A 24,357-nucleotide genomic window follows, 5' to 3' on the forward strand; every position below is an offset into this window, starting at 1 on the left:
AGGCACAGCGGGCATAGGTGCCCGAAAGGCCGCATATTCTAAGGAATATCCGGACTTTTGCAAATGACTTTTTCCGACGGTCTTTCGGCCGCCATCAAGATTTGCTATAGAGCCGTCGTTGAAAACGGCCAGTCAGCTCCCGCCAAGTGCGGGTTTGCTGGAGATCCCACTTCCGTGTGGGCTGCGCAAGGGCAAGCCCTTGCGCGAATTCTTTACATTTTCGGCATGCCGCCGCCGGGCAACATACCGCCCATGCCGCGCATCATTTTGGCCATCCCGCCTTTGGCGGAGAATTTCTTCATCATCTTCTGCATCTGCTTGTGTTGCTTGATCAAGCGACCGATGTCCTGCACCTGAGTGCCCGAACCCATGGCGATCCGGCGTTTGCGCGAACCGCTGATCAGCTCAGGGTCGCGGCGCTCGGCCGGGGTCATGGAGTTGATGATGGCTTCCATCTGTTTGAATTGTTTCTCTGCCGCACCCTGGGCGTTGCCCATTTGCGCCAGGTTCACACCGCCGATGTTCGGCAGTTTGTCCATGAGGCCGCCAAGGCCGCCCATGTTCTTCATCTGTTGCAGCTGATCGCGGAAGTCTTCGAGGTCGAAGCCCTTGCCCTTCTTCAGCTTCTTGGCCAGTTTGTCGGCCTTGTCCTTGTCGAGAGTCGCTTCGGCCTGTTCGATCAGACTGAGCACATCGCCCATGCCGAGGATGCGCGAAGCAATACGCTCAGGGTGGAACGGCTCGAGCGCTTCGCTCTTCTCGCCCATACCGATGAACTTGATCGGCTTGCCGGTAATGGCACGGACCGACAATGCGGCACCACCACGGGCGTCGCCGTCGACCTTGGTCAGAATCACACCGGTCAGCGGCAGCGCATCGCCAAAGGCCTTGGCCGTGTTGGCGGCGTCCTGGCCGGTCATGGCGTCAACCACGAACAGTGTTTCGACCGGGTTGATCGCGGCGTGCAGCGCCTTGATTTCGCCCATCATCTCTTCGTCGATGTGCAGACGACCGGCGGTATCGACGATGACCACGTCGATGAATTTCAGTTTTGCTTCTTTAATAGCCGCTTGCGCGATGTCGACCGGCTTCTGGCTCAGGTCGGACGGGAAGAAGGTAACACCGACTTCACCTGCCAGCATTTCCAGCTGTTTGATCGCCGCTGGACGGTAAACGTCCGCCGACACGACCATGACCGACTTCTTCTTGCGTTCTTTAAGGAAGCGCGCGAGTTTGCCGGCGGTGGTGGTTTTACCCGCGCCCTGCAGACCGGCCATCAGTACGACGGCAGGCGGAACGGCGCTCAGGTTCAAATCTTCGTTGGCCGCGCCCATCAGGCTTTCGAGTTCGGCCTGGACGATCTTCACGAAGGCCTGGCCCGGCGTCAGGCTGCGCGACACCTCGGTGCCGACGGCACGTTCCTTGACCGAATTGACGAAGTCTTTGACCACCGGCAAGGCGACATCGGCCTCGAGCAACGCCATGCGCACTTCACGCAGGGTGTCTTTGATGTTGTCCTCGGTCAGCTTGGCTTTGCCGGTGACATGGCGCAGCGTCTGCGAGAGACGGTCGGTTAAGTTTTCAAACATTGCGCGATCCTTTCAGGCCCTGTGTAGACCGGGATAATGGCGGCCCAGACCGGAATAAACATGTGCTCGGCGAGCCTGCGGCGTGGGCAGGTCGCGGATTATAGCGAAGACTGCGTCTGGCGGACACCTCGCACTTTCGTGCTGCGGGGGTTCTATGCCAAACTCAGCGCCTTTCGGGCTTGCCTAACAGGATTTATGCTCCCCTTGTCACCCAGTTTGCTCACTACCCTCGCCGCCGCCTGCTTGTATGCCGCTGCGACCCTCTATCAAGGCACTCGCCTGGCCACTGGCGCCAAGGCGAACAAGCGTCTGCTGGTCACGCTCGGCGTTCTGGCCGTGCTGGCTCACAGCGCCAGCCTGTTCACCCACCTGTTGACGCCAATTGGCCTGGGCCTGGACTTTTTCAGTGCCGCCAGCCTGATCGCCGCGGCGGTCATCGCCCTGACGCTGCTGGCCTGCTCGCGGATCCCGGTGGAGAACCTGCTCGTATTGCTGTTCCCGCTCGGTGCCGCCACGGTACTGCTGGCACAGTTCGCCCCTGCTGGCACGGTGCAAATCATCGACGAAGAGCCGGGCATTCTTGCCCATATCCTCTTGTCGATCCTCGCTTACGGCATGTTCACCATCGCCGTGTTCCAGGCGTTGCTGTTGCTGGTGCAAGATCACCAGCTCAAACACAAGCATCCGTCCGGCCTGATCAAGAACTTCCCGCCGCTGCAAACCATGGAAAGCCTGCTGTTCGGTTTTCTCTGGGCCGGCTGGACCCTGCTCTCGCTGTCGCTGATCTCTGGCTGGCTGTTCGTCGAGAACCTGTTCGCCCAGCATCTGGTGCACAAAACCTTGCTGGCCTGCCTGGCCTGGATCGTTTTCAGCGTGCTGCTCTGGGGCCGTAACCGTCTCGGCTGGCGCGGACACAAGGCCATTCGCTGGACCCTAGCCGGTTTCTGCCTGCTGATGCTGGCGTATTTCGGCAGCAAACTGGTCCGTGAATACATTTTGCACATCTGACGGGCGGCAATAATGGACGACTTGCCCATAGGGCCGATGCTCGCGGTATTGGCCCTGCTGATTTTGTGGTCTGGGTTGTTTACCGCCATCGAAACGGCACACCAACACCTGCTGGCCCAGCGCACCGCCTCGCGCTCGAGCGACAAACCGGTGGCGAAGCTGAGCTTCCCGATCAATAGCCTGATTTTGTGCAATACGCTGTGCCGTGCGCTGGTCATGGTCATCAGTACATTGCTGGCGATCTTCACCTGGGCGCAAAACGGCCCCTGGATTGCCTGCACAGGCGCCGGCGCCGCGCTTCTGGTGTTCGCCGATTACCTGCCGCGCACCCTGGCAGTGCGGTATCCGGACGCCATCCTGGCCTTGGGCAACACGCTGCTCGGCATGCCGTTGAAAATCATCTACCCGGCCGCCTGGCTGCTCAATGCCATCGCCCAGTTGCTGATGCGACCGTTTGGCCGCAAACCCAAAGTCGTGCAGCAGAGCGAAGACGAGTTGCCGAACGAACGGCACGACAACCACGAGCAACCCGTCTGCCGCCCACACCCGCTCGCGGGCATCCACGCGCTCGACAACATCACGGTCAACGACATCCTGGTGCCGCGCAGTGACGTCGACGGGATCAACCTCGACGACCCGATTGAAGAAATCATCGAACAACTGCGCAATAACAAGCGCACGCGCCTGCCGGTGTTCCACAGCGACATCAACCAGGTCGAAGCAGTGCTGAATACCCGACAGATCCGGCACTTGCTACCCGATGGCAGCCTGACTTTCGAGGCGCTGCTGGCCGCCAGTCACGAACCGTACTTCGTGCCTGAAAGCACGCCGCTGCAACTGCAACTCCTGAATTTCCACAAGCAGCAACGGCGCCTGGGCATGGTGGTCGACGAATACGGCGAAGTGCTGGGCATCGTGACGCTTGAAGATATTCTTGAAGAAATCGTCGGTGAGTTCGAGAGCCAGCACAGCCTGGACAACCCTCACATCCATCCGCAGCCTGACGGGCGTCTGGTTATCGAAGGCGCGGCGTCGATTCGCGAACTGAACAAGACCCTGGGCTGGCACCTGCCCAGCGACGGGCCGAAAACCCTTAACGGCTTGGTCACCGAAGCGCTGGAGACGATTCCCGACTGCGCGGTGTGCCTGAAAATCGGGCGCTATCGCCTGGAGATTCTGGAAACCGAGGACAACCGCGTCACGCGCGTGCTGATCTGGCATAACAGTTCGGTTCTGGCCCTCCCCCAGGTCTGACACAATCCCGTTGTTCAAGGCCCGGAACCAGTGAGCGCGCGCTTGCGCCCCAAGCCCCTTGTTGAATCGTTAGGCGCCTTCCTATAATCGAGCCGCTTACCCAAGCCCCGCCCTACCCCCGTGCTACCCGCACATCGCTCTAAACCCACATCCCTGGGTGTTCAACCATAATAATTCGCTCCACTGGAGCATGACTGTCAGGGATCACCGCATGACGACCAGCACCGCTTTCAGCGACACCACGCCTGCGCAACCGACCAACTCCGCCACCCGCGTCGCGACGGCGAGTTTTATCGGCACTGCCATCGAGTTCTACGACTTCTACGTTTACGCCACAGCCGCTGCGCTGGTGATCGGTCCGGTGTTCTTTCCGCAGACCTCCGGCACCGCGCAAATGCTCTCGGCATTTCTCACCTTTGGTATCGCTTTTCTTGCCCGACCGCTGGGTTCAGCCCTGTTTGGTCACTTCGGTGACCGTATCGGACGTAAATCGACACTGGTTGCCTCCCTGCTGTTGATGGGCGTGTGCACCACGTTGATCGGCGTGTTGCCGGGTTACGACAGCATTGGCGCCTGGGCGCCGATCCTGTTGTGCGTACTGCGTTTTGGCCAAGGCCTTGGGCTCGGTGGCGAATGGGGCGGCGCGGCGTTGCTGGCGACGGAGAATGCGCCCAAAGGTAAACGTGCCTGGTTCGGCATGTTTCCGCAGCTCGGCCCTTCCATCGGCTTTCTGGCCGCCAACGGTCTGTTCCTGACATTGGCCATGACCTTGAATGACGAGCAGTTCCGCTCGTGGGGCTGGCGGATTCCGTTCCTGCTCAGCGCCGTGCTGGTGATGGTGGGCTTGTACGTGCGCCTCAAACTCCACGAGACCCCGGTGTTCGCCAACGCCATGGCTCGTCAGGAACGGGTGAAAATCCCGTTGGTCGAGTTGTTCAGCCAGTACTGGGCGCCGATGCTGCTGGGTGCCGGTTCGATGGTGGTGTGCTACGCGCTGTTCTACATCTCGACGGTGTTTTCGTTGAGTTATGGCGTGTTGACGCTTGGTTACACGCGGGAAACGTTTCTCGCCCTGCTGTGCTTCGCCGTCCTGTTCATGGCGGCGGCAACACCGTTATCGGCCTGGGCCAGTGACCGCTACGGACGCAAACCGGTGCTGATCATCGGCGGCGTGCTGGCGATTCTGTCCGGATTTTTGATGGAACCGCTGCTGACTCAGGGTTCGACCTGGGGCGTGGCGCTGTTCCTGTGCATCGAGCTGTTTCTGATGGGTGTGACGTTCGCACCGATGGGCGCGCTGCTGCCGGAGCTGTTTCCGACCCACGTTCGCTATACCGGTGCATCGGCGGCCTACAACCTGGGCGGCATCGTCGGAGCCTCGGCGGCGCCGTTCTTCGCACAGAAACTGGTGGCAATGGGTGGTTTGAGTTATGTCGGCGGGTATGTATCGGGGGCGGCGGTGCTGAGCTTGATTGCCGTGCTGTGCCTGAAAGAGACGCGCAATAACGATTTGAATCGGGTGGCCTGATAGACCGCCATCGCGGGCAAGCCCGCTCCCACAGGGTTCTCGGTTAGTCACAGATTGTGTGCATACCGCAAAACCAATGTGGGAGCGGGCTTGCCCGCGAAAGGCGCGCCTCGTTTACAGCTCGACGACGACAGCCTGGGACGCGCGGGTCGCTTTAGCACGAGCGGCCTCAATCGACTCATCCCGCGCCAACGCCACGCCCATCCGGCGCTGACCATTCACTTCAGGCTTGCCGAACAGGCGCAACGCCGTATCCGGCTCGCTCAATGCAGCCCCCAGATTGGCAAACGCGGTCTGGGTCGATTGCCCCTCCACCAGAATCACCGCCGAAGCCGAAGGTCCGAACTGACGGACCAACGGAATCGGCAGGCCGAGAATTGCCCGTGCGTGCAGCGCGAACTGCGACAGATCCTGAGAAATCAAGGTCACCAGACCGGTGTCATGTGGACGCGGCGACACTTCGCTGAACCACACCTGATCACCTTTGATGAACAGCTCGACACCAAACAGACCGCGACCGCCCAAGGCTTCGGTGACCGCTTTGGCAACGCGCTCGGATTCAGCCAAGGCAATCGGGCTCATGGCTTGTGGCTGCCAGGATTCCTGATAGTCGCCCTTCTCCTGACGATGGCCGACTGGCGCACAGAACGTCGTGCCGCCAATGTGACGCACGGTCAGCAAGGTGATTTCGTAATCGAAATCGATGAAGCCTTCGATGATCACGCGGCCTTTACCGGCACGACCACCTTCCTGCGCGTAATCCCAAGCGGTTTTCACGTCATCGGCGCTGCGCAGCAGGCTCTGGCCTTTACCCGACGAACTCATCACCGGCTTGACCACGCACGGGAAGCCCAGATCCTCGACGGCCTTGCTGTAATCCTCGAAGGTGTCGGCGAAGTGATAAGGCGAGGTCGGCAGGTCCAGCTCTTCGGCGGCCAGGCGACGGATGCCTTCGCGGTTCATGGTCAGCTGTGCGGCACGCGCAGTCGGGATCACGGTGAAGCCTTCGGCTTCCAGTTCCACGAGGGTCGCGGTGGCGATGGCTTCGATTTCCGGCACGATGAAGTGCGGCTTCTCGGCTTCGATCACCGCACGCAGGGCGGCGCCGTCGAGCATGTTGATCACGTGGCTGCGATGCGCGACCTGCATGGCCGGCGCATTGGCGTAGCGATCCACGGCAATCACTTCAACGCCCAGGCGTTGCAGCTCGATCACCACTTCCTTGCCCAACTCACCACAGCCACACAGCAATACGCGGGTCGCGGTTGGCGACAATGGAGTTCCGATACGGGTCATCTCAGGTCCTCAAGAAGCGGATCATCGAGGGAGGCAGCAACGTGCGCGCGTCCCCAAAGCGCGGCATTTTACATGAACCGCAGGGTTTGGCTTCAGCTGACGACGGCCTGTTTGCGCAGGCGCCAGGCCATGATCAGCCACACGGCCGTGACACCAGCGAACTTCGAGGCCATGGCGGTGAGGATCACGCCCGGCGTGAACGCGTCGATCATGCCGAAGAAGATGAAGGTATCGAGGGGAATGCTCAGGGCCGAACTTATCCACAGGCGATCGTGCAAGGGCCGCTTGGTGATGCTGAATACCAGCCAGTCAATGCACTCGGACACCGCGAACGCCGTGGCGCTGGCCAATGCAATGGACGGATCGGACGTAACGTATGACAGGACCAGTGCCGCGAGCATTGCAGCAAGAGCGCCGTGGCCGAAGCGGGTTTGCACCATGTCGCGCAAGACAAACACCAACCCGCCCCAGGCCGACCAGATGATGTCCAGGTGCGGGGCGGTGGAAAAGGCGTAGTTGATCAGCACAACACTGCTGATGTAGGCGATAAGGAAGAACATGGGAACGTGGGATACCTGTCAATTTGGCGCACAGAGTAGCGTAGGAGCTGAGGAGTGCAACGAGGCTGCGATCTTTTGATCTTGTCTTGTAAAAAACAAAGTCAAAAGATCGCAGCCTCGTTTTACTCGACAGCTCCTACACAGCTGCTACACAGCTCCTACAGGTCTGGCGTTTTGCCCAGCATCCAGAGCAGGCCGCTGGATTTGGCCCGCTCATTACACAAGCCCAACACTTTGCGGCGCTCTTCGTTGTCCATCCGGCTCCAACGGGTGATTTCCTCCACCGTGCGCTGGCACCCGGTGCAAATATCATCCTCGTCCAGCGCGCAAATGTTCACGCAGGGCGACAGGACCGGTCGTTCGCTAGCGCTCATTCGTCCTGCTCGACCAGATCACGGGCATAGCGCTGCGAGTTATGCACATAGTGCGCGGCACTGGCCTCCAGCATCTTTTTCTGCGGCTCGGTCAATTCACGAACCACCTTGCCCGGCGAGCCCATGACCAGCGAGCCGTCCGGAATCTCCTTGCCCTCACCGATCAGCGAGTTGGCGCCGATGATGCAGTTCTTGCCGATCTTCGCGCCGTTGAGAATCACCGCGTTAATGCCGATCAGGCTGTAATCGCCCACGGTGCAGCCGTGAAGCATGGCGTTGTGGCCAATGGTCACGCCGGTGCCGATGGTCAGCGGGTAGCCCATGTCGGTGTGCATCACCGTGCCGTCCTGGACGTTGCTGTTTTTGCCGATCAGGATCAATTCGTTGTCGCCACGCAACACAGCGTTGAACCAGACGTTGGCGCCCTCTTCCAGCTTGACCTTGCCCACCAGCACGGCATTGGGTGCGACCCAGCTCTGCGGATGGGTTTCGACGCGGGCATCGCCCAGGCGATATTTCATCTTGTTTTCCTCAAGGCTCAGGCAGCCGCGTTTCTCGCCATACGAACGATGGCTTCAACTATTGATAAAACTTTTGGGTGGGTGATGCAGGCTGATGTCAGCGTCATAAAGCAGGTTGATCAACTCTACGATCATGATCGCGGTCAGGCCCCAGATCTTGTACTCACCATAACGATAACTCGGCACGTACCAGCTGCGCCCCTGGTAATCGATGCGGTGAGTGTGTTCCCGAGGATCTTCGCGGAAGAACTCCAGCGGCACACTGAACACCGCTGCGATTTCGGCATCGTTGGCCAGGTATTCGACAAAGTCCGGAATGACACCGACATACGGTGTGACCTTGATGCCATGCAGGGAAATCAACGGGCTTAACGGGCCAATGACTTCGACCAGCCCTGGCGGCAGGCCGATTTCTTCTTCGGCTTCGCGCAGTGCGGTGAAAATCAGGTCGGGGTCTTCGGGGTCGCGACGACCGCCGGGAAAGGCCACTTCACCGCCATGGGTCGAGAGCCCGCTGGCGCGCAGGGTCAGAACCAGTTCCGGTTCGTCACTGCGAGTGATGGGCACCAATACCGCGGCCTCGGGGAAACGCTTGTCGGTTTCCAGTGTGCGTGGGATGTGGTTGCTTACTCGATGCAGTAGCTCGTCCAGCATGAGACTTCTCGACTTGTTCGCTACCTTGCATCATGCACCAATCGAACCTGTCGCCCAACCCCATAACCACTGCATGTCGCTAAACGACAACTTGCCGACAGACACCGACGCACGCCAAGATAGGCGCAGCATTCAGGAACCCAAGCATGAAATTTTGCAGTCAGTGCGGCAACCCGGTCACCCAGCGCATTCCCGAAGGCGATTCGCGCCTGCGTTTCGTCTGCGACAGCTGTCAGGCGATTCACTATCAAAACCCCAACATCGTTGCCGGCTGTGTAGCGACCTGGGGCTCGAAAGTGTTGCTGTGCCGACGCGCCATCGAGCCTCGGCTCGGATACTGGACCCTCCCCGCCGGGTTTATGGAGAACGGTGAGACCATCGAGCAGGCAGCTGTTCGCGAAACGGCCGAAGAGGCCTGCGCACGGGTGCGCAACCTGAGCATCTACACGTTGATCGATGTACCGCACATCAGCCAGGTGCATGTATTCTTTCGCGCCGAACTGGTGGACCTGGATTTTTCCGCGGGTCCCGAGAGCCTGGAAGTGCAGCTTTTCGACGAAGCCGACATCCCGTGGTCCGAGCTGGCTTTCCGCACGGTGGGCCGTACCCTAGAATGCTTCTTCGCTGACCGGCGGACAGAGGTTTACCCTGTGCGGTCCGAATCGATCCCGCCGCTTGCTCAGCCTGCCAACACCTAAAGCTCCTGGCTCCAAAATCACCTATAACTAACTAAATAGTCGCGACACCTTTCAGGGATATCGTTTCAATGCGCTGGTTGCTTGCCGTGTTTTGTTTGTCGTTCGTTGCCCTGTCACAGGCTTCCGTTGCGGAGACCCTGAACGGCAGAGTCATCGAGAAAGTTCTGGTTTTGAAATCCGCCCACCAATTGCAGCTGATCAACGACGGCAAGCCGATCAAGACCTATCGCATCTCCCTGGGCAAAAGCCCCAGGGGGCCGAAGTTGATGGAAGGCGACAAACGCACGCCTGAAGGCTTCTATTGGCTGGACTGGCGCAAGGTCAGCGACAAATTCAATCTGGCGATGCACATTTCCTACCCGAACATTAGCGACTCTGCCCGCGCCCGGCGTGAAGGTGTCGCGCCGGGGAGCATGATCATGATCCATGGCACGCCAGACACCGAAGACACTCCCGAAGACCTGTTCCACACGCTGGACTGGACCGACGGCTGCATCGCCATGCGCAACATGGACATGCGCGAAGTCTGGGGCCTGGTGCCCGATGGCACGATGATCGAGATTCGCCCGTAACGACGACCTTCCGTCGCCCCTCGAAAAATAAATTCAAAAGATCGTAGCCTGCATCAGCGCCTGACGGGGAGATACCAATTCCCCCTGTAACCGCTGCCGCAGGCTGCGATCTTTGCATTCAAAATCCCCACCGCTAATACCACTTCAAACCTAACAGCCTCCAGCTTATCCGGCAGGCCAGGCTTTGCGGCGCCTGCAGCAAAGTACTGGCATTGACATGGTATTCAAGTGGTATTAATTTTCGGCCATTCGCGGGAAACAACACTCCAATATCCGCATCGGACATCCCTACATGAATGACCTCCAGGCCTTGCGCCCCGACGACACCCAGCCAACGCCGCTGTACTTGCAACTGGCGCGCAATCTGGAAACGGCGATTCATGCCGGTCAGTGGAAAGCCGAACAGGCCATGCCGTCAGAGCGCAATCTCAGCGAAGTGCTAGGCATTTCGCGGGTCACCGCGCGCAAGGCGCTGGAAGTGCTGTTCGAGCAAGGCCTGATCCGCCGGAATCAAGGCTCCGGCACGTTCATCACGCCACGCCTCGAACAACCGCTGTCGCGTCTTTCCGGGTTCAGCGAGATGCTGCGCCTCAAGGGCTTCGTCCCCGGTTCGCAATGGCTGGAGCGCGAAATCACCCCGCCGACCCACGAAGAACTGATCCGCCTCGGCCTTTCACCGAACGACAAGGTCGCGCGGCTCAAACGCCTGCGCAAAGCCGACGACACCGTCATGGCGATCGAGATGAGCACCCTGCCCGCCTCGATCATTCCCAAACCACAAGCGGTGGGCGACTCCCTCTACGAATACCTCGACGGCATCGGCAAACCGATCGTCCGCGCCCTGCAACACATCCAGGCGATCAACGCCTCGGACGAATTCGCCGCCCTGGTCGGCATCGCCCCCGGCACCGCCATGCTGCTGATGACCCGGGTCGGCTACCTGGAAGACAACACGCCGATTGAAGTCACCGACACCTATTGCCGCAACGACTACTACGACTTTGTCGCAGAGCTTCGTAGATAAAGGGCTTCGCCGCTAAAGGCTTTGCCGCTCATCGAGCAACGAGAACCGATCATGTCCGAAGACAACATCCTCACCGCCCACGGCTGGGTTCGCGGCCGGCTGATTCACGAACATGGCAAGGTCGTGTCCATTGAAGGCGTGCCGTGCGATCCGGCCGACAACGACCTGCCCTACCTGCTGCCCGGCTTCATCGACCTGCACGTTCACGGCGGTGGCGGCAAAGACATCATGGAAGGCGCAAGCGCCTTCGAAACCATCAGCAAAACCCACGTACGTTTCGGCACCACTGCGCTGCTGGCCACCACCATGACTGCGCCGAGCGAAGAGATTTCCAGCGTGCTCAAGGCCGTCGGCGAGTTTTGTGAGCAACGTCCGAAAGGCTGCGCCCGCGTGCTCGGCGTGCACCTGGAAGGTCCCTACATCAACCCCGGAAAACTCGGCGCCCAACCGAATTTCGCCCACACCGCACTGATGGCCGAAGTCGAAGAATATCTGGCCCTGGCGCCGATCCGGGTGATCACCATCGCCCCGGAAATCGCCGGCCACGACGCCTTGATCCGCGACCTCAGTGCGCGCGGTATCCGCATGCAAATCGGCCACACCCTCGGCAGTTATGAGGAAGGCGTTGCCGCGCTGGCGGCCGGCGCGAGTAGTTTCACTCACCTCTACAACGCCATGAGTCCATTACATCACCGCGAGCCTGGCATCGTCGGCGCCGCACTGGCGCACGCCAAGTACGCCGAGCTGATCCCGGACTTGCTGCACGTGCATCCCGGCGCCATCCGCGTCGCCCTGCGCGCCATTCCCTGCCTGTATTGCGTCACCGATTCCACCGCTGCCGCCGGCATGCCGGACGGTGAATACAAGCTCGGCAGCCACACGGTCACCAAGTGCCTGGGTGGCGTGCGTTTGCCCGATGGCACGCTGGCCGGCAGCACGCTGACCATGGATCAGGCGTTGCGCAATCTGGTGAAAGTCGGGTTGTCGGTGGCCGATGCCTCGCAACGTCTTTCGCAATTCCCCGCCGACTACCTCGGCCTTCAAGAGCGTGGCCGCCTTGCGCCAGGCAGCTGGGCCGACTGCGTGCGGCTGGATCGCTCACTCACACTGACCGCCGTCATGGTCGAAGGAGAAGACATTGACTTCAAAAATGCTTGAAGAGGCGCTGTCCTCGTTCGAGGCCGTGCAAGCCCAACTGCAACAACTCGACCCGCAGATGATCGAGATCGCCGGACGCCTGCGTCGCCAGCCACCGCAAGTGGTGATGACTGTCGCTCGCGGGAGCTCCGATCATGCCGCCAGTTACTTCGCCTACCTGACCATGCAGCAATTGGGATTTCCGGTGGCGTCGTTGCCAATGTCGGTGGTGACCATGCTGCAAGCGCCGTTGAAGGTCAGCGGCCAGGTGGCCTTCGCCTTCTCGCAATCCGGACAAAGCCCCGATCTGGTGAACAGCCTGCGTTTGCTGCGCAAGCGTGGCGCCCTGAGCATCTCGATGGTCAACGCCGAGAGTTCACCGCTGGAAGCCGCCTGTGAATTCAGCTTGCCCCTGCTGGCTGGCACCGAAAGCAGCGTCGCCGCCACCAAGAGTTTTATCGCCACCCTCAGCGCCAGTGCCCGGTTGATCGCTCATTGGAAAGACGATAGGGAGTTACTGGACGCCGGCGATGCCTTGCCCGAAGGTTTGCGCGAGGCGGCGAAACAGGACTGGAGCCTGGCCATCGATGCTCTGCGCGATTGCCAACGCTTGATGGTGATCGGCCGTGGCGCCGGTTTCGCCATCGCCCAGGAGGCGGCGCTGAAGTTCAAGGAAACCTCGGCGATTCAGGCCGAAGCGTTCAGCAGCGCTGAGGTCCGTCATGGTCCGATGGCGCTGATCGACAAAAACTACCCGCTGCTGATCTTCGCCCCACGCGGTGCCGAGCAAGCAGGTTTGCTGAGTCTCGCCGCCGACATGCGCCAGCGCGGCGCCCGGGTTCTGCTCGCCGCGCCGGATGACATCGCCGAACGCGACCTCACCCTGACCCGCGCCGAACACCCGGCCCTTGATCCAATTCTGGCGATCCAGAGTTTCTACGTCATGGCCGCCGGATTGGCGGTGGCCCGTGGCCTGGACCCGGATCAGCCGCGCCATTTGAGCAAGGTAACGCGCACCCATTAAGTCGCCCCCCCTGTAGGAGCTGTCGAGTGAAACGAGGCTGCGATCTTTTGACTTTAGATTTTAAGAAACCAGATCAAAAGATCGCAGCCTCGTTTCACTCGACAGCTCCTACAGAGGCGAGTTGATCCGAACCGTAGTTTTTCTGATGAGACCGAGCCATGCACAACAATAATAAAGAGCTGACCCTCAGCGCCCCGCTCAGCGGCCCGGTGCTGACGCTCGCCAAAGTTCCGGACCCGGTGTTCGCCAGCGGCGCAATGGGCGACGGGATCGCCATTGACCCGCTCAACGACACGCTCCATGCACCGTGCGCGGGGGTCGTGGTGCACGTCGCCCGTACCGGTCACGCCGTCACCTTGCGCGCCGATAACGGCGCCGAATTACTGTTGCACCTGGGCCTGGATACGGTCGAATTGCAGGGTGAAGGCTTCTCGATCCTGGTCAAGGAAGGCGCGCGCGTCAGCAATGGTCAGCCGCTGTTGCGCTACGACCTGGACAAGGTGGCGCAGCAATGCAAAAGCCTGGTCAGCCTGATGATCCTGACCAACAGCCAGGACTTTCAGGCGCGGCCCATCACGCTGAAGTCGGTAAAGGTCGGCGATCCATTGCTGCACATCATTCGTCGCCAGGGCTCGGGGGCGCAGGCCGAAGTAGAGCTTTCAGGGGAGGAACGTGTCGGCCACGTTCGTGTCGCCCACCGTGGAGGCCTGCACGCGCGACCGGCAGCGCTGATTCGCCAGACCGCGCAAGGCTTCAAGAGCAAATCGCAGCTGCATTTCGCCGGCAAGTCGGCCACCTGTAACAGCCTGATCGGGCTAATGGGCCTGGCCATTGGCGAGCAGGACGACGTTCAGGTCACTTGCCAGGGGCCGGATGCCGAAGCGGCGCTGCAAGCATTGCTGATTGCGTTATCCACAGCGCTGGCCGAGGACAACCACGCCGCCGCGCCGCCCCCCATGAACCGGCACCATCGGGCAGCTGAAGCGGGCGTGCTGCACGGCGTTTGCGCAGCACCCGGTTTGGTGGCCGGGCCGTTGTTTCGCTTGAGCGCCATCAGCCTGCCGGTGGATGCCGGGCACCACGATCCGCTGCAACAACTGCAGGCGCTCGATGCCGCGTTGAGCGTGGTGCGCAGCGAAATCGACCACACACTTTGCCAAGCCCAAAAGCACAGGAACACGGACGAAGAAGCGATCTTCGCCGCGCACCTTGCCTTGCTCGAAGACCCGGCGCTGCTGGACGCGGCGCAAGCTTCCATCGAACAGGGCACAGCGGCGACCCACGCCTGGAGCCAATCGATCGACGCTCAATGCGAGGTTCTCCAGCAACTCGGCAGCCCGTTGCTGGCCGAACGCGCCAACGATCTGCGCGACCTCAAGCAACGCGTGTTGCGCGCCTTGCTCGGCGAAGCCTGGCACTACGATGTGCCGGCCGGCGCCATCGTCGCCGCCCATGAGCTGACGCCGTCGGACCTTCTGCAACTGAGCCAGCAAGGCGTGGCCGGTTTGTGCATGGCCGAAGGTGGCGCGACGTCCCACGTGGCGATTCTCGCTCGGGGCAAAGGCCTGCCATGTCTGGTTGCGCTGGGGTCGGCGCTGCTGGATCAGGAGCAAGGCCATGCGGTGGTGCTGGATGCCGAAGGTGGTCGTCTCGAACTCGTGCCAACCCCCGAACGCCTGGCCGAGGTGCATCAAGCGCAACTCGACAATCAGCAACGTCGCGCGCTTCAGCAATCTCAGGCGCACACCCCGGCACTGACGCGCGATGGCGTGCACATCGAAGTCGCCGCCAATGTCGCCTCCAGCGCCGAAGCGGCCGATGCGCATGCCAATGGCGCCGATGGCGTGGGCCTGCTGCGCACCGAATTCCTGTTTGTGGACCGCCATACCGCGCCGGATGAACAGGAACAACGCCTCGCCTATCAAGCTGTGCTCGATGCAATGGGCGACAAGCCGGTGATCATCCGCACCATCGACGTCGGCGGCGACAAGCAACTCGATTACCTGCCATTGCCGGTCGAGGCCAACCCGGTGCTCGGTCTGCGCGGTATTCGCCTGGCTCAGCTGCGTCCGGAAATTCTCGATCAGCAACTGCGCGCACTGCTGCACACCAGCCCGCTGTCGCGTTGCCGGATCCTGCTGCCGATGGTCACTGAGGTCGATGAGCTGCTGCACATCCGCCAGCGTCTTGATGCCCTGTGCATTGAACTCGGTGTCAGTGAACGCCCGGAGCTGGGGGTGATGATCGAAGTTCCGGCCGCCGCTTTGCTCGCCGAACAACTGGCAGAGCATGCGGATTTCCTGTCCATCGGCACCAACGATTTATCCCAGTACACCCTGGCCATGGACCGCGACCACGCCGGTCTCGCCTCCCGCGTCGATGCGATGCACCCGGCCCTGCTGCGCCTGATTGCCCAGACCTGTGCCGGTGCGGCAGTGCATGACCGTTGGGTCGGCGTCTGCGGCGCACTCGCCTCCGATCCGCTGGCCACGCCGGTACTGATCGGCCTGGGCGTCAGCGAACTGTCGGTGAGCCCGGTGCAGATCGGCGAAATCAAAGACCGCGTACGCCACCTCGACGCCGCGCAATGCCGGCGCATCAGCCACGACCTGCTCAAGCTGAGCAGCGCCGGCGCGGTGCGTCACGCCTGTCACCAGCATTGGCCTCTGAGCTGAACAACAACAGCTCTAAAACAAAAAGAACGCAGGGAGAAACGCCATGTACCAATACTTCATCGAAGGCCTGCAACGCCTCGGCCGCGCACTGATGCTGCCCATCGCGATCCTGCCGATTGCAGGGTTGCTGCTGCGCCTGGGCGATACCGACCTGCTGAATATCGCGATCATCCACGACGCCGGCCAAGTCATCTTCGCCAACCTGGCGATGATCTTCGCCATCGGCATCGCAGTCGGCTTCGCCAAGGACAACAACGGCACCGCAGGCCTCGCGGGCGTGATTGGTTATCTGGTAATGATCTCCACCCTCAAGGTGCTGGATGCGAGCATCAACATGGGCATGCTCGCCGGGATCGTCAGCGGCTTGATGGCCGGCGCGCTGTACAACCGCTTCAAGGACATCAAGTTGCCGGAGTACTTGGCCTTCTTCGGCGGCCGGCGCTTCGTGCCGATCGTCACAGGATTCGCTGCCGTCGGCCTGGGCGTGGTGTTCGGTTTCATCTGGCCGCCGATCCAGCACGGCATCAACGATTTCGGTTCGTTGATGATGGAAAGTGGCAGCTTCGGCGCCTTCGTCTTCGGCGTATTCAACCGCCTGCTGATCGTCACCGGTCTGCACCACATCCTCAACAATATGGCGTGGTTCGTCTTCGGCAACTTCACCGACCCGACCACAGGCGCCATCGTCACCGGCGACCTCTCGCGCTACTTCGCCGGCGACCCGAAAGGTGGCCAGTTCATGACCGGGATGTTCCCGATGATGATCTTCGGCCTCCCGGCCGCCTGCCTGGCGATGTACCGCAACGCCCTGCCGGAACGGCGCAAGGTCATGGGCGGGATCTTCCTGTCGATGGCGCTGACCTCCTTCTTGACCGGCGTCACCGAGCCCATCGAATTCGCCTTCATGTTCCTCGCACCCCTGCTGTATCTGGTGCATGCGCTGTTGACGGGATTGTCGATGGCAATCACCAACGCGCTGAACATCCATTTGGGCTTCACCTTTTCCGGCGGCTTCATCGACATGATTCTCGGCTGGGGCAAATCCACCAACGGCTGGTTGGTCGTGCCAGTCGGGCTTGCGTATGCGGTGATCTACTACGCGGTGTTCGATTTCTGCATCCGCCGCTTCAACCTCAAGACACCGGGACGTGAAGAAGTGCCCACGGGTGACAAAGTCGTGATCGCCGAAAACGAACGTGCCGGGGCTTACATCAAAGCACTGGGCGGCGCCCAGAACCTGATTACCGTGGGGGCATGCACGACACGGTTGCGACTGGACATGGTGGATCGCAATAAGGCAAACGATGCAGAACTGAAAGCCCTGGGAGCGATGGCGGTGGTGCGCCCAGGCAAGGGCGGAAGTCTGCAAGTAGTGGTCGGGCCGATGGCGGACAGCATCGCCGATGAAATTCGACTGGCGATGCCTGCGTTGGGACGCGCACTCGTGTCCTCCCCTCCTGCTGTTATCGAAGCGCCTGAACCAGAAGCAATGACGCATTCAGAAACGCATAAATGGCTGAAGGCATTGGGTGGCGGCGAAAACGTATTACAGATGGACTGCATCGCCATGACCCGAATCCGCCTGCAACTGGCAGATGGCAAGGCATTGTCGGAATGTGATTTGAAGGCGCTGGGTTGCCAGGGTGTCAGCCAACTCGATGGAGGGGTTTGGCATTTATTGATTGGTGAAAAAGCACATAGTTTGAGCGAGGCGCTGGAATTGCTGGTCAATCGCAGCGAAGTGAGTGCCAAGGTATAGAGGTTTGGCGACTGGGGGGCAGTCATCGCGAGCAGGCTCACTCCCACAGGGTTGGATGTACACGAGCAAGAGACTGGTCGGCTGGCAGGCCGCCTTCGCTGGCAAGCCAGCTCCCACAGGGTTCGGTGTGCACCTGCAAGAGATTCGTCGGCTTTCAGGACGCCATCGCTGGCAGGCCAGCTCCCACAATAGATCGGCGTACACGCTTCGCTCTTCACCACTCAACAGGCCGAGCGGTAGCTCGCCTGCAGCTTTTGATCTTGATCCACCCGCCCCTTCGGGAGGCTGAGTGGAGGCATTCATCTGGGGGCAGGCGCGCAGCGCCGTTCGACGAAGTCGAACACATCGAGAGGAGGTCGTCGCGAAGCAGACCGGAGGCGATGCCCCAGATGAATGCCGGAGCGAAGGAACACCGAGCCCTAGCGAGGGGCCGGACGCTCGGGGCGAGCGTTTTTTTGCTTACTTTTTTTAGGCGCTTGTAAAAAAAGTGAGTCGCCGTAAGGGCGAAACCCTAGGTGGCCGTTACCGCAGCAACGGATATGTACTCGATCAAAAAGAGCCAGGCAGCCTCAAATCCCGGCCAATAAAAAACCCGCTGAACGCTAATTCAACGGGTTTCTCATTCAGCGGTCGGTAAGATCAAAAATCCTCCAACCGCCACACCTCATAAGCCGGCGTCTCATAGGGATGACTCTGCTTCAGAGCCATCACCACAGAACGAATCAACTCATCCGCCACCACAAGCTCAACCTTCCATTCCTCAACCTGCTCGACCTGCCCCGCCTCACCAATGAACGGCTGACTGCCATCCAGTGGGCGAAACTGACCAAGCCCAAGCACCTGCCACGCGCAATGGTCATAAGCACCGATCCGCCCACCACCCGCAGCGAACACAGCACTCTTGACCTGCTCCACATGACTGGCCGGAACAAAAAAGCAGAGCTTGTACACGACGCTTAGTTAACCCAGACGCGTGCGTTACGGAACATACGCATCCAAGGTGCGTCCTCGTTCCAGTCTTCCGAACGCCACGAGTTCTGCACCGCACGGAACACACGTTCCGGGTGCGGCATCATGATCGTCACGCGACCGTCGCGACTGGTCAAACCAGTAATCCCACGCGGCGAGCCGTTCGGGTTGGCCGGATAGTTTTCAGTGACCTTGCCGTGGTTGTCGACAAAACGCATCGCTACACAACCCGACAGATCAGCTTCCAGCAACGCTTCTTCACTGGCGAACTCGGCATGCCCTTCACCGTGAGCGATAGCGATCGGCATACGCGAACCGGCCATGCCCTGCAGGAAGATCGAATTCGACTCCTGAACCTGAACCATCGCCACACGCGCTTCGAACTGCTCGGAACGGTTGCGCACAAAGTGCGGCCAGAACTCGCTGCCCGGGATCAGCTCGTGCAGGTTGGACATCATCTGGCAACCGTTGCACACGCCGAGGGTGAAGCTGTCGTTACGTTCGAAGAAACCCTGGAACGCATCGCGAGCACGGCTGTTGAACAGCGCGGACTTGGCCCAGCCTTCACCGGCGCCGAGTACGTCGCCATAGGAGAAACCACCGCAAGCGACCAGACCCTTGAATTCGTTCAGGTCGACACGGCCGGCCAGAATGTCACTCATGTGCACGTCGATTGCGTTGAAACCGGCGCGGTCGAACGCAGCCGCCATTTCCACCTGACCGTTGACGCCCTGCTCACGCAGCACGGCAACCTGTGGGCGGATGCCTTTCTTGATGTAAGGCGCGGCGACGTCCTGGTTGACGTCGTAGCTGAGCTTGACGCTCAGGCCCGGATTGTCTTCTTCCAGCAACACGTCGAACTCTTGTTCGGCACAGTCGGCGTTGTCACGCAGACGCTGGATCTGATAGCTGGTTTCAGCCCAAGTACGTTGCAGCAGACGACGCTGACCTTCAAACACGGTTTCGCCGTTGAAGGTGATGTTGATCTGGCCATTGTTGATTGGCTGACCGATCACCGACACGCACTCGCCCAAACCGGCAGCGCTGAACTGCGCGAGGATGTCCGGGGTCGCGTCTTGACGAACCTGGATCACGGCGCCCAGTTCTTCGTTGAACAGGATCGCGGCGATGTCGGCGGAAGTTTCTGCCAGCCCGTCGAGGTTCAGGCTCAGGCCGCAATGGCCGGCGAAGGCCATTTCCACGGTGCTGGTCAGCAAACCACCGTCGGAACGGTCGTGGTACGCCAGCAGGTGACCGTCAGCGTTGAGGCCCTGGATCACGGCGAAGAACGCCTTGAGGTCTTCGGCATCATCGACGTCCGGCGCTTGCGAGCCGAGCTTTCCGTGAACCTGAGCCAGGATCGAGGCGCCCATGCGGTTCTGGCCACGGCCCAGGTCGATCAGGATCAGGTCGGTGGTGCCCTTGTCCATGCGCAGTTCCGGAGTCAGGGTCTGACGGATGTCAGCCACTGGCGCGAAACCGGTCACGATCAGGGACATCGGCGAGGTCACGGTCTTGTCGACGCCTTCGTCGTTCCAGCGTGTGGCCATGGACATCGAGTCCTTGCCCACCGGAATGGTGATGCCCAAGTCCGGGCACAATTCCATGCCGACCGCTTTCACGGTGTCGTACAGACGCGCGTCTTCACCCGGGTGACCGGCTGCGGACATCCAGTTCGCCGACAGTTTGATGTCGGAGATCTTGTTGATGCGCGAGGCGGCAATGTTGGTCAGGGTTTCGCCGATGGCCATGCGGCCCGACGCCGGAGCGTCCAGCAGTGCCAGCGGAGTACGCTCGCCCATCGCCATGGCTTCACCGGTGTAGACGTCGAAGCTGGTGGCGGTGACGGCAACGTCGGCCACCGGAACCTGCCACGGACCGACCATTTGGTCACGGGCCACGAGGCCGGTGATGGTGCGGTCGCCGATGGTGATCAGGAAGCTTTTGCTCGCGACGGCCGGGTGATGCAGAACGCGCTCGACGCAGTCGGCAATGTCCAGTGTCGACGGATCGAAGTCGTCGCCCAGTTCGTTTTCACGAACGGCCGAACGGTGCATGCGCGGGGCTTTGCCCAGCAGCACTTCGAGCGGCATGTCCACCGGGCTGTTGCCGAAGTGGCTGTCGGTGACCGTCAGTTGCGGCTCGGCAGTGGCTTCGCCGACCACGGCGAACGGGCAACGCTCACGTTCGCAGATGGCCTGGAAGCGTTCGAAGTCGGCCGGGCCGACCGCCAGAACGTAGCGTTCCTGGGATTCGTTACTCCAGATTTCGTGCGGGGCCATGCCCGGCTCGTCGTTTGGAATGTTGCGCAGTTCGAAGCGACCACCACGGTTGCCGTCGTTGACCAGTTCCGGGAAGGCGTTGGACAGACCGCCCGCGCCGACGTCGTGGATGAAGCTGATCGGGTTCTTGTCACCCAGTTGCCAGCAACGGTCGATGACTTCCTGGCAGCGGCGTTCCATCTCAGGGTTTTCACGCTGAACCGAGGCGAAGTCCAGGTCTGCCGAACTGGTGCCGGTGGCCATGGAGGAAGCCGCGCCGCCGCCCAGACCGATCAGCATCGCAGGGCCGCCGAGGACGATCAGCTTGGAGCCGACGGTAATCTCGCCTTTCTGTACGTGTTCGGCACGGATGTTACCCATGCCGCCGGCCAGCATGATCGGCTTGTGGTAACCACGAACTTCATCGCCACGCGGGGTGGTGATCGACTGTTCGAAGGTACGGAAGTAACCGGTCAGGGCCGGACGACCGAATTCATTGTTGAACGCGGCGCCACCCAGTGGGCCTTCGATCATGATGTCCAGCGCGGTAACGATGCGCTCAGGCTTGCCGTACGGCACTTCCCACGGCTGTTCAAAGCCCGGGATTTGCAGGTTGGACACGGTGAAACCGGTCAGGCCGGCCTTTGGCTTGGCACCGCGACCGGTTGCGCCTTCGTCACGAATCTCGCCACCGGAACCAGTGGATGCGCCCGGGAACGGGGCAATCGCGGTCGGGTGGTTGTGGGTTTCGACTTTCATCAGGATGTGCACCGGTTCCTGCACCGCGCCGTACTGGCGGGTTTCAGGGTCCGGGAAGAAACGGCCGGCGACGTTACCGACGATCACCGAAGCGTTGTCCTTGTAAGCCGACAGAACGCCTTCGCTGTGCATCACGTAGGTGTTCTTGATCATGCCGAACAGGCTTTTTTCCTGGCTCTGACCGTCGATGTCCCAACTGGCGTTGAAGATCTTGTGACGGCAGTGCTCGGAGTTCGCCTGGGCGAACATCATCAGTTCGATGTCATGCGGGTTGCGCTTCAAGCCGATGAAGGCGTTGACCAGGTAATCGATCTCGTCTTCGGCCAGGGCCAGGCCCAGCTCGGTGTTGGCTTTTTCCAGCGCGGCGCGGCCGCCACCGAGCACGTCGATCGCGGTCAGCGGCTTCGGCGTGGCGTGGCTGAAGAGGCCGGCGGCCTGCTCAAGGTTGCCAAGGACGATCTGGGTCATGCGGTCATGCAGCACATCCGAGATCAGCTGCGCCTGGGCGTCGCTGAACTGACCGGCAACGTAGAACGCGATGCCGCGCTCCAGGCGCTGGATCTTGGTCAGGCCGCAGTTGCGAGCGATGTCGCTGGCCTTGCTGGACCACGGCGAAATGGTGCCGAAACGCGGCAACACCAGGAACAGACGACCGGCTGGCTCTTGTACCGGAACACTTGGGCCGTACTTCAGAAGGCGCGCAAGCACCTGCTGTTCGTCGCCGGTCAGGACGCCGGTAACTTCGGCGAAGTGAGCGAATTCAGCATACAAGCCGCTGACAGCCGGGACCTTCTGGCTCAGTTGCTCAAGGAGTTTGCTGTGGCGAAAGGCAGAAAGGGCAGGAGCGCCGCGCAGGATCAACATCTTCGGGACAGCCTCGGGAAGGGGTGTGCTTTGAGGCCGTGCATTCTAGCCTAAACCGCCCGCGACATCACCCGAAACGGTACGCACGGCCGTACCCGAACGTCGGGCCGGGTATTCCGACCTGAATTCGGGGGCTGGCAACGGATATTTTTGCTGTCACAAAAAACGCTTGAAGCCCATTCCTGTGGGCTCCAAGCGGGTTTTTCACTCCCTATCAGACAAGCCCTTCTCTGTCGAGATATGGCGCTCGTGGTCCTTTGCGTATACTGCGCAAATGTTTTCCCCAACGGCTTTGCGTCCGCGGTACGCCAAATGGCTGATCGCAACCGGACTCTTCCTGATGCTCAGTGGCTGTGTTGATAAACCCAACACGCTGGAGCGCGTAAAGGAGGATGGCGTGCTGCGGGTAATTACCCGAAACAGCCCCGCCACCTACTTTCAGGATCGCAACGGTGAAACCGGCTTCGAATACGAGCTGGTGAAGCGTTTCGCCGACGATCTGGGGGTGAAACTCAAGATCGAGACCGCCGACAACCTCGACGACCTGTTCAGTCAGGTAGGCAAGCCCAACGGGCCGGTGCTCGCCGCTGCCGGCCTGGTCAGCAGCGAAGAACGCAAAAAGCAGGTGCGGTTTTCCCACCCTTATCTGGAAGTCACCCCTCAGGTCATCTACCGCAACGGCCAATCGCGGCCGACCGATGCGGGAGACCTGGTCGGCAAGAAGATCATGGTGCTCAAGGGCAGCACCCACGCCGAGCAACTGGCACAGCTGAAAAAGAAATTCCCCGGCATTGAATACGAAGAGTCCGACGCGGTTGAAGTCGTCGACCTGCTGCGCATGGTGGACGAAGGTCAGATCGACCTGACCCTGGTCGACTCCAACGAAGTGGCGATGAACCAGGTCTACTTCCCCAATGTGCGCGTGGCCTTCGACCTCGGCGACGCCAGCAATCAGAGCTGGGCAGTGGCGGCCGGCGATGACAACAGCCTGCTCAACGAAATCAACGCCTACCTCGACAAGGTGAAGGAAAACGGCACCCTGCAACGCCTCAAGGACCGTTACTACGGCCATGTCGACGTCCTCGGCTACATGGGCGCCACCACCTTCGCCCAACACTTGCAGCAGCGGCTGCCGAAATACGAACAGCACTTCAAGGCCTACGCCAAGAAAGAGAAAGTCGACTGGCGCCTGCTGGCGGCAATTGGTTATCAGGAATCGCTATGGCAAGCGGCAGTCACGTCCAAGACCGGCGTGCGCGGGCTGATGATGCTGACCCAGAACACGGCGCAAGCCATGGGCGTGTCCAATCGCCTCGACCCTAAACAAAGCATCATGGGCGGCGCGAAATACCTGAGCTACATGAAGGATCAGCTGGATGAATCGATCCAGGAACCGGATCGCACCTGGTTTGCACTAGCGGCCTACAACGTCGGCAGCGGCCACCTGGATGACGCGCGCAAACTGGCGGCCAAGGAAGGACTGAATCCGGACAAGTGGCTGGACGTGAAGAAGATCCTGCCGCGCCTGTCAGAGAAAAAGTGGTACAGCAAGACGCGTTACGGCTACGCCCGGGGCGGCGAGCCGGTGCACTTCGTGGCGAACATCCGTCGCTACTACGACATCCTGACGTGGGTCACACAGCCGCAGCTTGAAGGCAATCAGGTGGCAGAGGGCAACCTGCACGTGCCTGGGGTCGACAAGACCAAGCCAAATGTGGAAAACCCGCCGCTTTAAATCCCAATACAAATCCAATGTGGGAGCGGGCTTGCCCGCGATGGCGGTGTGACTGACACATTGATGTCGAATGCACCTATACCATCGCGGGCAAGC

General features: G+C 60.7%; 19 protein-coding genes. 11 read left to right on the plus strand and 8 right to left on the minus strand.

The window, feature by feature from the left end:
- Positions 1-212: 212 nt before the first annotated feature.
- The gene (gene ffh / locus BLQ41_RS29790) at positions 213-1,589 is read right to left on the minus strand and encodes a signal recognition particle protein (protein ID WP_003209589.1); all 1,377 of its coding nucleotides are present in this window, start codon (positions 1,587-1,589) and stop codon (positions 213-215) included.
- A 195-nt stretch (positions 1,590-1,784) separates the two neighbouring features.
- Here ffh and BLQ41_RS29795 point away from each other — a divergent pair, with 195 nt between their 5' ends.
- The 3 genes from BLQ41_RS29795 (at position 1,785) to BLQ41_RS29805 (ending at position 5,379) form a co-directional block, all read left to right on the plus strand.
- On the plus strand, positions 1,785-2,597 hold the full coding sequence (locus BLQ41_RS29795; protein ID WP_090188018.1) for a cytochrome C assembly family protein: 813 nt from the start codon (positions 1,785-1,787) through the stop codon (positions 2,595-2,597).
- 12 nt (positions 2,598-2,609) lie between these two features.
- Positions 2,610-3,851, plus strand: a complete 1,242-nt coding sequence (locus BLQ41_RS29800; RefSeq protein WP_090188021.1) for an HlyC/CorC family transporter — start codon at positions 2,610-2,612, stop codon at positions 3,849-3,851.
- A 211-nt stretch (positions 3,852-4,062) separates the two neighbouring features.
- Entirely contained in the window at positions 4,063-5,379 is a 1,317-nt protein-coding gene (locus BLQ41_RS29805; protein ID WP_090188024.1) for an MFS transporter, read from the plus strand.
- Between the two features lie 114 nt (positions 5,380-5,493).
- Here the strand turns inward: BLQ41_RS29805 and purT are convergent, their stop codons facing one another.
- The 5 genes from purT to BLQ41_RS29830 all read right to left on the minus strand — a co-directional run bounded on the left by purT (position 5,494) and on the right by BLQ41_RS29830 (position 8,784).
- On the minus strand, positions 5,494-6,675 hold the full coding sequence (gene purT / locus BLQ41_RS29810; protein WP_090188026.1) for a formate-dependent phosphoribosylglycinamide formyltransferase: 1,182 nt from the start codon (positions 6,673-6,675) through the stop codon (positions 5,494-5,496).
- A gap of 92 nt (positions 6,676-6,767) precedes the next feature.
- Positions 6,768-7,235: a VUT family protein gene (locus BLQ41_RS29815; RefSeq protein ID WP_090188029.1), complete on the minus strand. Its 468-nt coding sequence runs from the start codon at positions 7,233-7,235 to the stop codon at positions 6,768-6,770.
- Positions 7,236-7,393: 158 nt separating this feature from the next.
- Positions 7,394-7,609, minus strand: coding sequence for a DUF1289 domain-containing protein (locus tag BLQ41_RS29820; RefSeq protein ID WP_090188032.1), 216 nt, complete (start codon positions 7,607-7,609; stop codon positions 7,394-7,396).
- Complete coding sequence (locus BLQ41_RS29825; RefSeq protein ID WP_090188034.1) at positions 7,606-8,130, minus strand: gamma carbonic anhydrase family protein; 525 nt, start codon at positions 8,128-8,130, stop codon at positions 7,606-7,608. The genes BLQ41_RS29820 and BLQ41_RS29825 overlap by 4 nt, the downstream gene beginning before the upstream one ends.
- 54 nt (positions 8,131-8,184) lie before the next feature.
- The gene (locus BLQ41_RS29830; RefSeq protein ID WP_090188037.1) at positions 8,185-8,784 is read right to left on the minus strand and encodes a CoA pyrophosphatase; all 600 of its coding nucleotides are present in this window, start codon (positions 8,782-8,784) and stop codon (positions 8,185-8,187) included.
- A 146-nt stretch (positions 8,785-8,930) separates the two neighbouring features.
- On the opposite strand from BLQ41_RS29830, the gene BLQ41_RS29835 reads away from it, so the two are divergent.
- The 7 genes from BLQ41_RS29835 to nagE all read left to right on the plus strand — a co-directional run bounded on the left by BLQ41_RS29835 (position 8,931) and on the right by nagE (position 17,673).
- Positions 8,931-9,482 (plus strand): NUDIX hydrolase, encoded by a 552-nt coding sequence (locus BLQ41_RS29835; protein ID WP_090188039.1) that lies wholly within the window; start codon positions 8,931-8,933, stop codon positions 9,480-9,482.
- A 68-nt stretch (positions 9,483-9,550) separates the two neighbouring features.
- The gene (locus tag BLQ41_RS29840) at positions 9,551-10,054 is read left to right on the plus strand and encodes a L,D-transpeptidase family protein (RefSeq protein ID WP_090188041.1); all 504 of its coding nucleotides are present in this window, start codon (positions 9,551-9,553) and stop codon (positions 10,052-10,054) included.
- 292 nt (positions 10,055-10,346) lie between these two features.
- On the plus strand, positions 10,347-11,078 hold the full coding sequence (locus tag BLQ41_RS29845) for a GntR family transcriptional regulator (RefSeq protein WP_090188044.1): 732 nt from the start codon (positions 10,347-10,349) through the stop codon (positions 11,076-11,078).
- 51 nt (positions 11,079-11,129) lie between these two features.
- On the plus strand, positions 11,130-12,236 hold the full coding sequence (nagA, locus tag BLQ41_RS29850) for an N-acetylglucosamine-6-phosphate deacetylase (protein ID WP_090188047.1): 1,107 nt from the start codon (positions 11,130-11,132) through the stop codon (positions 12,234-12,236).
- Positions 12,217-13,239, plus strand: a complete 1,023-nt coding sequence (locus BLQ41_RS29855; RefSeq protein ID WP_090188050.1) for an SIS domain-containing protein — start codon at positions 12,217-12,219, stop codon at positions 13,237-13,239. The genes nagA and BLQ41_RS29855 overlap by 20 nt, the downstream gene beginning before the upstream one ends.
- Positions 13,240-13,397: 158 nt before the next feature.
- Positions 13,398-15,914: a phosphoenolpyruvate--protein phosphotransferase gene (gene ptsP, locus BLQ41_RS29860; protein WP_090188053.1), complete on the plus strand. Its 2,517-nt coding sequence runs from the start codon at positions 13,398-13,400 to the stop codon at positions 15,912-15,914.
- 43 nt (positions 15,915-15,957) lie between these two features.
- The gene (gene nagE / locus BLQ41_RS29865; RefSeq protein WP_090188055.1) at positions 15,958-17,673 is read left to right on the plus strand and encodes an N-acetylglucosamine-specific PTS transporter subunit IIBC; all 1,716 of its coding nucleotides are present in this window, start codon (positions 15,958-15,960) and stop codon (positions 17,671-17,673) included.
- A 639-nt stretch (positions 17,674-18,312) separates the two neighbouring features.
- Here the strand turns inward: nagE and BLQ41_RS29870 are convergent.
- Positions 18,313-18,624: a Nif3-like dinuclear metal center hexameric protein gene (locus BLQ41_RS29870; protein ID WP_090188058.1), complete on the minus strand. Its 312-nt coding sequence runs from the start codon at positions 18,622-18,624 to the stop codon at positions 18,313-18,315.
- 5 nt (positions 18,625-18,629) lie between these two features.
- Positions 18,630-22,526 carry a phosphoribosylformylglycinamidine synthase gene (gene purL / locus BLQ41_RS29875; protein WP_090188061.1) on the minus strand — a complete coding sequence of 1,299 codons (3,897 nt, stop codon included), beginning with the start codon at positions 22,524-22,526 and terminating at the stop codon, positions 18,630-18,632.
- Between the two features lie 274 nt (positions 22,527-22,800).
- On the opposite strand from purL, the gene mltF reads away from it, so the two are divergent.
- Positions 22,801-24,261 carry a membrane-bound lytic murein transglycosylase MltF gene (mltF, locus tag BLQ41_RS29880; protein WP_090188064.1) on the plus strand — a complete coding sequence of 487 codons (1,461 nt, stop codon included), beginning with the start codon at positions 22,801-22,803 and terminating at the stop codon, positions 24,259-24,261.
- Positions 24,262-24,357: the final 96 nt, after the last annotated feature.

Origin of the sequence: Pseudomonas arsenicoxydans, assembly GCF_900103875.1 — a bacterium.
Taxonomy (GTDB): domain Bacteria; phylum Pseudomonadota; class Gammaproteobacteria; order Pseudomonadales; family Pseudomonadaceae; genus Aquipseudomonas; species Aquipseudomonas arsenicoxydans.

Excerpts from the sequence above, each read along its gene's own strand:
- ffh (WP_003209589.1), bottom strand. The coding sequence starts at position 1,589 with ATGTTTGAAAACTTAACCGACCGTCTCTCGCAGACGCTGCGCCATGTC.
- BLQ41_RS29795 (WP_090188018.1), top strand. The coding sequence starts at position 1,785 with ATGCTCCCCTTGTCACCCAGTTTGCTCACTACCCTCGCCGCCGCCTGC.
- BLQ41_RS29800 (WP_090188021.1), top strand. The coding sequence starts at position 2,610 with ATGGACGACTTGCCCATAGGGCCGATGCTCGCGGTATTGGCCCTGCTG.
- BLQ41_RS29805 (WP_090188024.1), top strand. The coding sequence starts at position 4,063 with ATGACGACCAGCACCGCTTTCAGCGACACCACGCCTGCGCAACCGACC.
- purT (WP_090188026.1), bottom strand. The coding sequence starts at position 6,675 with ATGACCCGTATCGGAACTCCATTGTCGCCAACCGCGACCCGCGTATTG.
- BLQ41_RS29815 (WP_090188029.1), bottom strand. The coding sequence starts at position 7,235 with ATGTTCTTCCTTATCGCCTACATCAGCAGTGTTGTGCTGATCAACTAC.
- BLQ41_RS29820 (WP_090188032.1), bottom strand. The coding sequence starts at position 7,609 with ATGAGCGCTAGCGAACGACCGGTCCTGTCGCCCTGCGTGAACATTTGC.
- BLQ41_RS29825 (WP_090188034.1), bottom strand. The coding sequence starts at position 8,130 with ATGAAATATCGCCTGGGCGATGCCCGCGTCGAAACCCATCCGCAGAGC.
- BLQ41_RS29830 (WP_090188037.1), bottom strand. The coding sequence starts at position 8,784 with ATGCTGGACGAGCTACTGCATCGAGTAAGCAACCACATCCCACGCACA.
- BLQ41_RS29835 (WP_090188039.1), top strand. The coding sequence starts at position 8,931 with ATGAAATTTTGCAGTCAGTGCGGCAACCCGGTCACCCAGCGCATTCCC.
- BLQ41_RS29840 (WP_090188041.1), top strand. The coding sequence starts at position 9,551 with ATGCGCTGGTTGCTTGCCGTGTTTTGTTTGTCGTTCGTTGCCCTGTCA.
- BLQ41_RS29845 (WP_090188044.1), top strand. The coding sequence starts at position 10,347 with ATGAATGACCTCCAGGCCTTGCGCCCCGACGACACCCAGCCAACGCCG.
- nagA (WP_090188047.1), top strand. The coding sequence starts at position 11,130 with ATGTCCGAAGACAACATCCTCACCGCCCACGGCTGGGTTCGCGGCCGG.
- ptsP (WP_090188053.1), top strand. The coding sequence starts at position 13,398 with ATGCACAACAATAATAAAGAGCTGACCCTCAGCGCCCCGCTCAGCGGC.
- nagE (WP_090188055.1), top strand. The coding sequence starts at position 15,958 with ATGTACCAATACTTCATCGAAGGCCTGCAACGCCTCGGCCGCGCACTG.
- purL (WP_090188061.1), bottom strand. The coding sequence starts at position 22,526 with ATGTTGATCCTGCGCGGCGCTCCTGCCCTTTCTGCCTTTCGCCACAGC.
- mltF (WP_090188064.1), top strand. The coding sequence starts at position 22,801 with ATGTTTTCCCCAACGGCTTTGCGTCCGCGGTACGCCAAATGGCTGATC.